We start from the raw sequence: 12748 nt of genomic DNA on the forward strand, positions 1-12748 counted from the left end.
ATGAACCCCAGCCTGTCCGATACACCCGCGCTGTCACGGCGCGGGCTGCTCAAATTCAGCCTCGGCGCCACAGCATTCCTCGCCACCGCCGGGCTCGGAGCCAGCCTCAGCGGTTGCTCGTCGAGTGTCCCGGCCAATGGTTTCGTCACGTTACGCAGCGGCGACCTGCTGTTTTCGCGGGCGTTGATACCGGTCATGCTCGAAGGTGCCGTGACCGCCGAACGGATGCCCGAGGCTGTCGAGGGCACACTGAAAAGCCTTGATTACAACCTCGCTCACTTGTCACCGGAAATGCTCAAGCTGACCAGGCAACTGTTCGATGTACTGGGCATGGCCGTGACCCGCGGACCGCTGACCGGGATCTGGGGCAGCTGGGAAAACGCCAGCGCCGATGATACCCGGCAGTTTCTGAACCGCTGGGAAAACAGCTCGTTGAGCCTGCTGCGCATGGGCCACAGTTCCCTGCTGCAACTGGTGATGATGGCCTGGTACGGCCGCAAGGAATCGTGGGCGCATTGCGGGTATCCCGGGCCGCCAACAGTCTGAAATCGAGTCGCCCCTATCGCGAGCAGGCTCGCTCCCACACTTGACCGTGTACCCCGATAATAAAAAGAGAACCCGAAGATGCCCGTACCTGATCCGTTCCGCGAAGGCATGGCCCGAGGCTGGAAAACCTACAACGGCTCGCAACTGACCCAGGACCTGACACTCGAAGCGGACGTGGCGATCATCGGCAGCGGAGCCGGTGGCGGCACCACCGCCGAAATTCTCAGCGCGGCCGGCTACAAAGTGCTGCTGATCGAAGAAGGCCCACTCAAGACCAGCAGCGACTTCAAGCTGCTCGAAGACCAGGCCTACAGCAGCCTTTATCAGGAAGGCATCGGCCGCATGAGCAAAGACGGCGCGATCACCATCCTCCAGGGCCGGGCGGTGGGCGGCACCACGCTGATCAACTGGACCTCCAGTTTCCGCACCCCGGAACCGACCCTGGAACACTGGGCCAAAGAGCACAACGTCAAGGGTCATAGCCCGGCGGAAATGGCGCCGTGGTTCGAGAAAATGGAGCAACGCCTGGGTGTCGCGCCGTGGATGGTGCCCCCCAACGCCAACAACGATGTGATCCGCAAGGGCTGCGAAGCACTGAATTACTCATGGCACGTCATCCCGCGCAACGTTCGCGGCTGCTGGAACCTCGGCTACTGCGGCATGGGCTGCCCGACCAACGCCAAGCAATCGATGATGGTCACCACCATTCCAGCGACCCTGGAAAAAGGTGGCGAGCTGCTTTACCTGGCCCGCGCCGAAAAACTCATGATCAGCGGTGACAAGGTCACCGGCCTGCAATGTTCGACGATGGATGAACGCTGCGTCGCACCGACCGGGCGCACCATCACGGTCAAGGCGCGGCATTTCGTGCTGTCCGGTGGCGGCATCAACAGCCCGGCCTTGCTGATGCGCTCCGGGGCACCCGACCCGCACAAACGCCTGGGGAAACGCACCTTCCTGCACCCGGTGAACATGTCCGCCGCGCTGTTCGACGAAGTGGTCAACCCGTTCTACGGCGCGCCGCAGTCGATTTACTCCGACCATTTCCAATGGCAGGACGGCACCACCGGCAAGATGTCCTTCAAACTGGAAGTCCCACCCCTGCACCCGGCGCTGGCCACGACGTTGCTCGGTGGTTTCGGCCAGGAAAACTCGCAGCACATGGCCAATCTGCCGCATACCCACGCCATGCTGGCGTTACTGCGGGACGGTTTTCACCCGGACAGCCCCGGTGGCAGCGTCGAATTGCGCAGCGATGACACACCGGTGCTGGATTATCAGCTCTCGCCTTACGCCTGGGATGGATTGCGCCGGGCGTTCCATACCATGGCCGAGATCCAGTTTGCCGGGGGCGCCAAGGCCGTGATGCCGATGCACGCCGACGCCCGCTACGTGAAGACCCTCGCCGAAGCGCGCACGCTGATCGACGACCTGAGCCTGGAGCTGTATCGCACACGCCTGGGCAGTGCCCATGTGATGGGCGGTTGCGCCATGGGTGAAGACCCGACAATCGCGGTGACCGACAGCCTCGGCCGGCATCATCAACTGGGCAATCTGTCGATTCACGACGGCTCGCTGTTCCCCACCAGCATTGGCGCCAATCCGCAGCTGTCGGTCTACGGACTGACAGCGCAACTGGCGACATCCCTGGCCGAACGTTTAAAAAACCCATGAAAATAACGATAATTTCTATCGTCTATAGTGCTTTCTTACCCAACAGGCGACTTGGCCGACCGGGAAGGCTGCGATACCATCCGACTCCCCAACGGATTCCCGCCAGGACGACGCGATGAACCGAGTGTTGTACCCAGGTACCTTCGACCCTATTACCAAGGGCCATGGCGATCTGGTCGAACGCGCCTCGCGCCTGTTCGATCACGTGATCATCGCCGTCGCCGCGAGCCCGAAGAAAAACCCGCTGTTTCCTCTGGAACAACGGGTAGAACTGGCGCGCGAGGTCACTAAACATCTGCCGAACGTTGAAGTCGTCGGTTTCTCGACGCTGCTGGCGCACTTCGCCAAAGAGAAGAACGCCAACGTGTTCCTGCGTGGATTGCGCGCGGTGTCGGACTTCGAATACGAATTCCAGCTGGCCAACATGAACCGCCAGCTGGCGCCGGATGTGGAAAGCCTGTTCCTGACCCCGTCCGAGCGTTACTCGTTCATTTCCTCGACGCTGGTCCGTGAAATCGCAGCCCTGGGCGGCGATATCACCAAGTTCGTCCACCCTGTGGTGGCGGACGCCCTGACCGAGCGCTTCAAGAAGTAAATCTGGCAACTGTGGGAGCGAGCTTGCTCCGGGCGGCGTTCCGACGATGGACGTCAACGATAACGCGGGAAACCTGACACCCCCCGGCGTTCTCGGGTTCATCGCCAGCAGGCTGGCTCCTACAGTACGTCGCGCCTACGTGCAACGCAGGCGCCAATGCGGCACAATTGTGTGCATTGGTTTATTGCGCCCGGGCTTGCCGCCCCGGCTGGAGTTAGCATGTCCCTGATCATCACCGACGATTGCATCAACTGCGACGTTTGCGAACCCGAGTGCCCGAACGCCGCCATTTCCCAAGGCGAAGAGATCTACGTGATCGACCCGAACCTGTGCACCCAGTGCGTCGGCCACTACGACGAACCGCAGTGCCAGCAGGTCTGCCCGGTGGATTGCATTCCACTGGACGAAGCTCATCCGGAGACTGAAGAACAGTTGATGGAGAAGTACCGGAAAATTACCGGCAAGGCTTGATTAGCTTAAAAGATCGCAGCCTTCGGCAGCTCCTACGGGTGTACACAAAAACCAGTAGGAGCTGCCGAAGGCTGCGATCTTTTGATCTTGCTTGATGTATCAGCTCTGGCAACGCGGGCAAAAGACACTGGCGCGCTGCCCCAGTTTCACTTCCCGCAGCCCCGTGCCACAGACCTTGCAGTGCTCACCGCCACGGCCGTACACGAACAGTTCCTGCTGGAAATAACCAGGCTGACCGTCACCACCGATAAAGTCCCGCAGCGTGGTACCGCCGCGCTCGATGGCGGCCGCCAGGATGCGCTTGATCTCGATGGCCAGCTTCAAGTAACGCGCCCGGGAAATGCTCTTGGCTTCGCGGCGCGGGTCGATCCCGGCGGCGAACAACGCTTCGGTCGCGTAGATATTGCCCACTCCCACCACCACCGCGTTGTCCATGATGAACGGCTTGACCGCCATCGAACGTCCGCGGGACTGCTGGAACAATCGTTCGCCATCGAACAGGTCAGTCAGCGGTTCCGGCCCCAGGCGAATCAGTAATTCATGATTGAGCGGGTCGAGGCTCCAGAGCATCGCGCCGAAGCGCCGCGGGTCGGTGTAACGCAGGGCCAGGCCCGACTCCAGCTCGATGTCCACATGCTCATGCTTGGCCGCCGGCAGCCCGGCCTCCACCAGACGCAAATTGCCTGACATGCCCAAATGGCTGATCAAGGTGCCGACTTCGGCATTGATCAGCAGGTACTTGGCGCGCCGCTCCACCAGTACGATGCGCTGCCCGGACAGGCGCACATCGAGGTCCTCGGGAATCGGCCAGCGCAAGCGCCGTTCACGCACGATCACCCGGCTGACGCGCTGGCCTTCCAGGTACGGCGCGATGCCGCGACGGGTGGTTTCGACTTCTGGCAATTCAGGCATGGTGCTCTCGGATCAGGCGCATGGCCTGGAAAGTTCCGACACTCAGCGATGAGTGCCGAGGTCGCGGATCGTCTGCTTGAGGGTCTCGAAGTCGTAGTCCGAGAGGCCGACATAATCGAGCACCAGCGCCGCGATGCTGTTCCACTCGTGATCTTCGGTCTGATTGCCCAGTACCCGATAAGAAGCACAAATATGCTCGGCCATTTTCAGTATCGCCAGCAGGTTCTTCAGCGAACTGTTGCGCGACGACTCATCGCTGAAGATCGCCAGGGCATTGTGGTGATTGGCGATCGCCGCGCTCACGTGCTCCGGCAGACGCCAGGACTTGGCCGTGTAATACCCGACCACCGAGTGATTGGTATTGAACACCTGATTCTCCGTATCCACCACCCGGCATTCGGCACTGGCGCTGGCATAGGCCTGCTCAAGAACGCCCATGTAGTCGGGGAAACGCTGGAGCATCAAGGGTACGCCGCAGTCGTGGAACAAGCCCAGGGCATATGCTTCGTCGCCATTTTCAACGCCGATGCGCTTGGCCAGGGTCAGGCAGGTCATCGCCACGTCCTGAGCGGTGTCCCAGAAACGGTTCAGGGTGACAATGGTGTCGTCATTCATCTCGCCCTTGATCGACTGCGCGTTGATCAGGTTGATGACCGAGCGGCTGCCCAGCAGATTTACCGCGCGCTGGATCGAGGCAATCTTGTTGCTCAAGCCGTAATACGGCGAATTGACGATCTTCAGCAGGGAACCGGAAAGACCCGGGTCCTGGGAAATCAGCTTGGCGATGACTTCCAGATCCGGGTCGGGCATGTACTGCTCCATCTGCAAATCCACCATGATTTGCGGCTGGGCCGGTACACTGATGCCCTGCAGGGCTTGTTGGATCTGTTCGGAAGTCAGCTCTTGGGACATTTGTGCACGCTCTGGGTCAGGCGGTGATTCTAACCTTTATGAAGTTGGATCCGACATACCAAATCGCAAGACAACCCTCGCCACATGTCCACTTGCAGGCCAATCCGGGGTCTCAACACGCTATACTCCCGCTCTTTTTTCCGGAGCGACGACATGTCCCTGCCTAGCCTGCGCCTCAAAGCCAACGCCGACCGTCGTCTGCGCAACGGTCACTTGTGGGTCTACAGCAACGAAATCGATGTAGCCGCTACGCCTTTGCACGGTTTCAAGGCCGGCGACCAGGCAATCCTCGAAGCCGCTGGCGGCAAGCCGCTGGGCATCGTTGCCATGAGCCCGAACAACCTGATCTGTGCCCGTGTGCTGTCGCGCGACATCAAGTTGCCGCTGGATAAATCGCTGCTGGTACACCGCCTGAACGTGGCCCTGTCCCTGCGCGATCGCCTGTTCGACAAGCCGTTCTATCGCCTGGTCTACGGCGACTCCGACCTGCTGCCGGGCCTGGTGGTCGACCGTTTCGGCGACATCCTCGTAGTACAGATCGCTTCGGCCACCATGGAAGCCCATAAAGACGACGTGATCGCGGCACTGACCCAAGTGCTCAAGCCAAGCGGCATCCTGTTCAAGAACGACTCCGCTGCCCGTGACGCCGAAGGCCTCACCCGCTACGTCGAAACCGTGTTCGGCCTGGTGCCGGAGTGGGTTGCCCTCGAAGAGAACGGCGTGAAATTCGAAGCACCGGTCATCCAGGGCCAGAAAACCGGCTGGTTCTACGACCACCGCATGAACCGCGCACGCCTGGCACCCTACGCCAAGGGCAAACGCGTGCTCGACCTGTACAGCTACATCGGCGGCTGGGGCGTACAGGCTGCCGCGTTCGGCGCCAGCGAAGTGTTCTGCGTCGACGCTTCGGCCTTCGCCCTCGACGGTGTCGAGCGCAACGCCGCACTGAACGGTTTCGCCGAGAAAATGACCTGCATCGAAGGCGACGTGTTCGAGGCCCTCAAAGAGCTCAAGGCCAGCGAAGAACGCTTCGACGTGATCGTGGCCGACCCGCCGGCGTTCATCAAACGCAAGAAAGACATGAAGAACGGCGAAGGCGCCTACCGTCGTCTGAACGAGCAAGCCATGCGCCTGCTCACCAAGGACGGCATCCTGGTGAGCGCATCCTGCTCGATGCACCTGCCGGAAGACGACCTGCAAAACATCCTGCTGACCAGCGCCCGCCATCTGGACCGCAATATCCAGATCCTGGAACGTGGCGGTCAGGGTCCGGATCATCCGGTGCATCCGGCCATTGCGGAAACCCGCTACATCAAGAGCATTACTTGCCGGTTGTTGCCTAACAGCTAAAACCGCAAACCACTGTAGGAGCGAGCTCGCTCCTACAGAGGTTCCCGGCATCAAAACAGGAAGCCTCCTACAGCGCTTTTGATTGAACTCCCTGCGTCCCAGACTAGTATCGGTTTCTGGTTTCAAGCATGAACACTTGATCACTCCGGAAAACAAAAACAATCTCTGAGTTCTCCTGCCACCCTGTAAGCGCTGGGCTGAAACGCCAACGAGTCTCCCGCTTTATCCTGATTACCAATATCTCGCTAATCAGTTTTTTCCCGCTGAACATCCTCCTGCCTTCTTTTCCTGCCTTGGCCTCGAAGTTCGACAGTTCAACCGCTGACATCGCCCTTTCCATCAGCCTGTTCACGCTGGTTTTTGCATTTTCTCAATTAATAACCGGCCCGCTTTCAGATAAGTGGGGCGCAAGGAAGTTCTTCTTGGTTGCATCGTTGTTTCTACCCTCGGCTCGATAGGTTGCGCGCTGGCGACGGACTTCCCAAGCTTCCTGGCGTTTCGTGCAGTCCAAGCCATCGGGTGTGGTTTTTTTGTGCTGGGTCATGCACTGGTGGAGGATTTGTTCGAGGAACGGGATAGGGCCCGGGTGCGCATTTATTACATGACGCTGAGTGGTTCCTTTGTTGCACTGGCACCACTGTTAGGCTCTTGGCTACAAACCACTTTCGATTGGCAGGGTAGTTTTTACGGTTTTGCGCTCATGGCGCTCGGCATGCTGATCCAACTGATACTGCCTTCCAAGGCAGCCCTCCCAGCCCCCCCCCCCGTTTCAGTCATCCGCACGCTGAAATCCATCGCTGGAAATCGAGACTTCATCCGCTATTGGTGGATAGCCGCGTTAGTGTTCGCTTGCTATTTCGCGTTGATCAGCGTGACACCGCTGATTTTCATGGATGAGTTAAAACTGTCCGAGTACCAGTACGCGTGGGTACTTATGGTGTACGGGGTCGCCTATTTCCTGGGTGGAGTCGTTGCTACCACCGTGCAGAAACATATCTCCTTCTCTGTGTAAATCAACATTGGCCTCGGATTACTGGGTGCCGCCGGCCTGTTGTTGATGTTAATCATCCATTATGAGGCGATGACAACCATTACCCTGCTCATACCGATGCTGATCAGTGCTCTGGCGGTAACCCTGGTACGGCCTGCCGCCATTTCCGCAGCCATGTTGCTGTTCTCAAACAGCGCAGGGACGGCAGCATCCGCAGGCAACAGCATCATGTTCATTACCGCCGCCGTCAGCAGCGCCGCCCTCGCACAAACCGGGGACAATTTGCTGATGACCATTGCTGTCAGCTTCATCGTGTTCAGTCTTTGGGGATTGCTGACGAACACCAGGATCGGGCGCTGACTTGCAGGGGCGAGCTCGCTCGCGAAGAACGTCAACAATGACGCAGCGCCTCTGGTAGCCAGCTTTGTCTGTAGGTTCATCGCGAGCAAGCTCGCTCCTACAGACATAAGACACATCTGGAACTACTGTCGAACCACCTATCTCCCCTTCCTCACCTACCGTCTCTCTTCCAATCGCAGAAGAGGACCAAGGAATGTCCAACGAACCCCATGCCCATCACTTACGCACCGGCCGCTACTCGGAAAACGGCCGGATTTATTTGCTCACAGCTGTCACCCACCAGCGACAACCCGTCTTCAAGGACTGGCATATGGGGCGTAGGGTGGTAAGCGAATTCAGGAAGGCAACTGAGGACGGCCAAGCCTCCTCTATTGCCTGGGTGATCATGCCAGATCACTTTCACTGGCTGGTCGAGTTGCATAGCGGTGATTTGCCGAAACTGATGCAAGCCACAAAATCTCGAAGCGCCCGCGCTATCAACAAAGCGAGAGGCTGTCACGAGACGCTATGGCAAAAAGGTTATTTTGACCGGGCGTTGCGTCGCGAGGACGATCTGAAAGCGATGGCCCGATACATCGTTGCCAACCCATTGCGAGCAGGGCTAGTCGACCATATCGGCAAATATCCGCTATGGGACGCCATCTGGCTCTGAAACGAAGCCCACCGTAGGAGCGAGCTCGCTCGCGATGGTCGTCAACGATAACGCTGGCATCCTGACACCCCGCGGCGTTCTCAGGCTCATCGCGAGCAGGCTCGCTCCTACAGGATTGCGTCTTTCCACACGTCTCGTGAATGCTTGCAGCCATTCCCTCCAGCCGCCAGCCGTGTAGAATCGCGAACATTCATCGCCAGTCATCCCCGGCGGGTTTATGAGCTCAAGCTGAAGCGCGCGGCGATCCCGCAAAGTTATCGGCAACTTCCGGACACACGGCCATTTCTGAGTGTTCCAGACGTCAATAGAAGCTCACTTCCCTTTTGATACCTGATTAGCCGCCCGGAGTGCTTCATGCCTGATTACCGCTCGAAAACATCCACCCACGGCCGCAACATGGCCGGTGCCCGCGCACTGTGGCGCGCCACGGGGATGAAAGATGACGACTTCAAGAAGCCGATCATCGCCATTGCCAACTCGTTCACCCAGTTCGTACCGGGCCACGTGCACCTCAAGGACCTGGGCCAACTGGTCGCCCGCGAGATCGAACGCGCTGGCGGCGTGGCAAAGGAATTCAACACCATCGCTGTCGATGACGGCATCGCCATGGGCCACGACGGCATGCTCTATTCGCTGCCGAGCCGCGAGATCATCGCCGACTCCGTCGAGTACATGGTCAACGCCCACTGCGCCGACGCCATCGTCTGCATCTCCAACTGCGACAAGATCACCCCTGGCATGCTGATGGCCGCCCTGCGCCTGAACATCCCGGTGATCTTTGTCTCCGGCGGCCCGATGGAAGCCGGCAAGACCAAACTCGCTTCCCACGGCCTCGACCTGGTCGACGCCATGGTGATAGCCGCCGACTCCAGCGCTTCTGACGAGAAAGTCGCCGAGTACGAGCGCAGCGCCTGCCCAACCTGCGGTTCGTGCTCTGGCATGTTCACCGCCAACTCGATGAACTGCCTGGTCGAAGCACTGGGCCTGGCATTGCCGGGCAACGGTTCGACCCTGGCCACCCACAGTGACCGCGAACAGCTGTTCCTGCAGGCCGGCCGCACCATCGTCGAGCTGTGCAAGCGTTACTACGGCGAGAACGACGAGTCGGTGTTGCCGCGCAACATCGCCAACTTCCAGGCGTTCGAAAACGCCATGACCCTGGACATCGCCATGGGCGGTTCCACCAACACCATCCTGCACTTGCTGGCCGCTGCCCAGGAAGCCGAGATCGATTTCGACCTGCGCGACATCGACCGCCTGTCCCGTCACGTACCGCAACTGTGCAAGGTCGCGCCAAACATCCAGAAGTACCACATGGAAGACGTGCACCGTGCCGGCGGGATCTTCAGCATCCTCGGTTCGCTGGCCCGTGGTGGTTTGCTGCACACCCAGCTGCCGACCGTGCACAGCCGCAGCATGGAAGAAGCCATCGCCAAGTGGGACATCACCCAGACCACCGACGAAGCCGTGCACCACTTCTTCAAGGCCGGTCCTGCGGGCATCCCGACGCAAACCGCGTTCAGCCAGTCGACCCGCTGGGAAACCCTGGACGACGACCGTGAAAACGGCTGCATCCGCAGTGTCGAGCACGCGTACTCGCAAGAAGGCGGCCTGGCCGTGCTCTACGGCAACATCGCCCTGGACGGCTGCGTGGTGAAAACCGCCGGCGTCGACGAGTCGATCCACGTGTTCGAAGGCAACGCCAAGATCTTCGAAAGCCAGGACAGCGCCGTGCGCGGCATCCTCGCGGACGAAGTGAAGGAAGGCGACATCGTCATCATTCGCTACGAAGGCCCGAAAGGCGGCCCGGGCATGCAGGAAATGCTCTACCCGACTTCGTACCTGAAATCCAAAGGCCTGGGCAAAGCCTGCGCCCTGCTCACCGACGGCCGTTTCTCCGGCGGTACCTCGGGCCTGTCCATCGGACATGCTTCGCCTGAAGCAGCTGCCGGCGGCGCAATCGGCCTGGTGCAGGACGGCGACAAGGTGCTGATCGACATTCCGAACCGCTCGATCAACCTGTTGGTCAGCGACTCCGAGTTGGCTGCACGCCGGGTCGAGCAGGACAAGAAGGGCTGGAAACCGGTTGAAGTGCGTCCACGTAAAGTGACCACCGCGCTGAAAGCCTACGCCCTGCTGGCCACCAGTGCCGACAAGGGTGCTGTGCGTAACAAGGCGATGCTTGACGGGCTGTAAGCGTCAGTTGCCTGAATAAAAATGCCCCGCTCGCGGGGCATTTTTTGTCCGCGCTATTCCTGCGGGTCGAGGTTATCCAACGCCTGATTCACCGCCAGCTCGCCCAACATGATCACCTGCGCAATCCCCAGCATCGTGCTGCGTTGCGAGCCTTCCAGCAGGCCGGCGAAATCGCTGGCCATCACATTGGCCGAGGCGAGGGATTCGCAGGCGTGGGCCAACAGGGTTTCGGTGTCGAGGCCGGGGGCGATGACGAATGTTCGGCTGGGTTTGCGCGGGGTGGCGTTGATGTGGGCGCAGAGGTTGTCGGTATTTGGGGGATCGGGGGTAATTTTGAGCATAGATAAAACTCCCTACACATTAAGACAAGGAGCCATCACCCTCGCTACCAAACGAAGGGTGGCGGCCATGCGCAGGTTGGTAGACCGGGGTGTAAGGAAACCGGCGCGCCCGAAAGCGCCCTGTGCATGACCACCATAAAATGCAGAGACGTAAGAACGCCTGCAAATCATGATGCTTTGCACCCTACACAGCCGGGCTACCAAACCCGATCGCTGATGTTCAGCGACAAGTAGACGGTAGAGCCCGGGAGCAAGGCGCACAAGCCGGCGGATTCTGGCGTAGTCGTAGTCCCTTACGCAAGAATGCGTAGGTTGCGACTCTCAGGAGATGTCGATCAAACAGAGGCTTTCATTGCACCGACTGACCTCATCGCGAGCAGGCTCGCTCCCACAGGGATTGTGGGTATGCCTACGATTTATGTTGGACCGTAGAATCTTGTAGGAGCGAGCTTGCTCGCGATGAACGCAAAGACACCGCGCTAAATCAGAAAGCCCGCGTTATCGTTTAACGACCATCGCAAGCTCGCTCCTACAGAGAATCTAAAGCCTGGTCTTACTGGATTTCTTCAGGCTTGACGATCACCCAGTTCTTGTCCGCAGTCACCGTCAACCCTTCCTTGGCCTGGGCCGCGGCGTTCTTGGCCATCATGCCGTTGATCTGGGTCATGTACTTGTCCTTGCGGTTGACCCACAGGTGGATGCCGCCTTTGGCCACGTCAACGCTGTGGAATAGCATGTAACCGTCGCTGCTCGGGGTATCGCCGCCAACCAGCACCGGTTTTTTCCACTCGTCGATGTAGGTCAGGATTGCCGCCTGCTTGCCGGCCATCCAGGTTGCCGGGGTCCACAGGTACGGGGTCAGTTCCAGGCCGAGGTTGGCCTTCTCGTCATATTTGCCGGCGGTGACCTGCTTGCGCGCGGTGGTCAGCTCGCCAGTCTTCGGGTCCTTGAGCAGCAGCGACACGCCGATCACGTTCTGCGGTTTGACGTTGTAGCCGTACTTGGGATCGGCCGCGACCATGCGCACCAGTTCTTCGGAGGCGGCGGTCATCACGTAGACCTCGATGCCGTTCTCCATCAGTTTGTTGTACAGCTCTTGCTGGCCGGTGAAGATTTTCGGCGGGTTGACGTCGAGTTTCTTGACCACGTCGCCTTCGTAATACGTGGCCGGCACTGGTTTGCCGGACGACATCATCTCGTCGACATAGCCCTTGAGTTCCTTGAGCGTGAAGCCGGAGAACACTTGGGCGACCCATGGATAGCAGACCATGTCGTCGACTTCGCAGAGGCGGTAGTAGTAGCTGAACAGGCTTTCCTTGTGGTCGGCGGTGTCCTTGAACGGCATCAGTTTCAGGGAGGGATCGAGCTTGTCGCGGGTGATCAGGCCCTTGTTCTCCATGAATGGCAGCAACGACTCTTCGAGGTCGTAGCGGTAACTGGTGTTGTCCATGTCGAACACCGCGTAGTTACCCTTGTTGGCGTTGGCGGCGATCATGGCGTCCAGCGCCTTGGCCTGATCGGCGGGCCAGTGTTTCAGATCCGTTGCAAGTACCTGGCCGGCGAGGCCCAGGCAAAGTGCTGCTGCCAGCAATTTCGGTGCGAACTTCATTGGCATGCTTCCCTTATAAAAAGACCCTGAATGAAAGACATCGACGCTAACAAATAAGTGTGACAGTCCTCGTCTGTCAGCGACCGCCCGCGTCCCTTTCGCGCCAGTTGCATTTCTGACAGCGACATCCGCTTATTCC

11 protein-coding genes and 1 pseudogene are annotated in these 12748 nt (G+C 59.4%); 8 read left to right on the forward strand and 4 right to left on the reverse strand.

The window, feature by feature from the left end; translation table 11 throughout:
* The 4 genes from AC1DKH_RS03080 (at position 1) to AC1DKH_RS03095 (ending at position 3286) form a co-directional block, all read left to right on the forward strand.
* Positions 1-546: a twin-arginine translocation pathway signal protein gene (locus AC1DKH_RS03080; RefSeq protein WP_477797378.1), complete on the forward strand. Its 546-nt coding sequence runs from the start codon at positions 1-3 to the stop codon at positions 544-546.
* 78 nt (positions 547-624) lie between these two features.
* The gene (locus AC1DKH_RS03085) at positions 625-2220 is read left to right on the forward strand and encodes a GMC family oxidoreductase (protein WP_477797379.1); all 1596 of its coding nucleotides are present in this window, start codon (positions 625-627) and stop codon (positions 2218-2220) included.
* A 115-nt stretch (positions 2221-2335) separates the two neighbouring features.
* A complete protein-coding gene (coaD, locus tag AC1DKH_RS03090) occupies positions 2336-2815 on the forward strand; it encodes a pantetheine-phosphate adenylyltransferase (RefSeq protein WP_046039203.1) in 480 nt (159 codons plus the stop codon).
* 219 nt (positions 2816-3034) lie between these two features.
* Positions 3035-3286, forward strand: coding sequence for a YfhL family 4Fe-4S dicluster ferredoxin (locus tag AC1DKH_RS03095; protein ID WP_003195146.1), 252 nt, complete (start codon positions 3035-3037; stop codon positions 3284-3286).
* A gap of 99 nt (positions 3287-3385) precedes the next feature.
* On the opposite strand, the gene mutM is transcribed toward AC1DKH_RS03095, so the two are convergent.
* On the reverse strand, positions 3386-4198 hold the full coding sequence (gene mutM, locus AC1DKH_RS03100; protein WP_007995486.1) for a bifunctional DNA-formamidopyrimidine glycosylase/DNA-(apurinic or apyrimidinic site) lyase: 813 nt from the start codon (positions 4196-4198) through the stop codon (positions 3386-3388).
* A gap of 42 nt (positions 4199-4240) precedes the next feature.
* Positions 4241-5110, reverse strand: coding sequence for an HDOD domain-containing protein (locus AC1DKH_RS03105; RefSeq protein ID WP_477797380.1), 870 nt, complete (start codon positions 5108-5110; stop codon positions 4241-4243).
* 153 nt (positions 5111-5263) lie between these two features.
* Between AC1DKH_RS03105 and AC1DKH_RS03110 the strand changes: the two genes are divergently transcribed.
* From AC1DKH_RS03110 to ilvD, 4 genes and pseudogenes are all read left to right on the forward strand, one after another.
* Positions 5264-6460: a class I SAM-dependent rRNA methyltransferase gene (locus AC1DKH_RS03110; protein WP_046039197.1), complete on the forward strand. Its 1197-nt coding sequence runs from the start codon at positions 5264-5266 to the stop codon at positions 6458-6460.
* A 161-nt stretch (positions 6461-6621) separates the two neighbouring features.
* A pseudogene (locus AC1DKH_RS03115) lies at positions 6622-7811 on the forward strand (MFS transporter).
* Between the two features lie 193 nt (positions 7812-8004).
* Positions 8005-8463 carry an REP-associated tyrosine transposase gene (locus AC1DKH_RS03120; protein ID WP_477797381.1) on the forward strand — a complete coding sequence of 153 codons (459 nt, stop codon included), beginning with the start codon at positions 8005-8007 and terminating at the stop codon, positions 8461-8463.
* A 354-nt stretch (positions 8464-8817) separates the two neighbouring features.
* A complete protein-coding gene (gene ilvD / locus AC1DKH_RS03125; protein ID WP_477797382.1) occupies positions 8818-10659 on the forward strand; it encodes a dihydroxy-acid dehydratase in 1842 nt (613 codons plus the stop codon).
* A 53-nt stretch (positions 10660-10712) separates the two neighbouring features.
* On the opposite strand, the gene AC1DKH_RS03130 is transcribed toward ilvD, so the two are convergent.
* Together AC1DKH_RS03130 and AC1DKH_RS03135 are read right to left on the reverse strand one after the other, a co-directional pair.
* Positions 10713-11000 (reverse strand): DUF6124 family protein, encoded by a 288-nt coding sequence (locus AC1DKH_RS03130; protein ID WP_477797383.1) that lies wholly within the window; start codon positions 10998-11000, stop codon positions 10713-10715.
* A gap of 553 nt (positions 11001-11553) precedes the next feature.
* The gene (locus AC1DKH_RS03135) at positions 11554-12609 is read right to left on the reverse strand and encodes an HAD family hydrolase (RefSeq protein ID WP_477797384.1); all 1056 of its coding nucleotides are present in this window, start codon (positions 12607-12609) and stop codon (positions 11554-11556) included.
* Between the last annotated feature and the right edge of the window lie 139 nt (positions 12610-12748).

The sequence above is a fragment of the Pseudomonas sp. 05L36 genome (genome assembly GCF_056398125.1).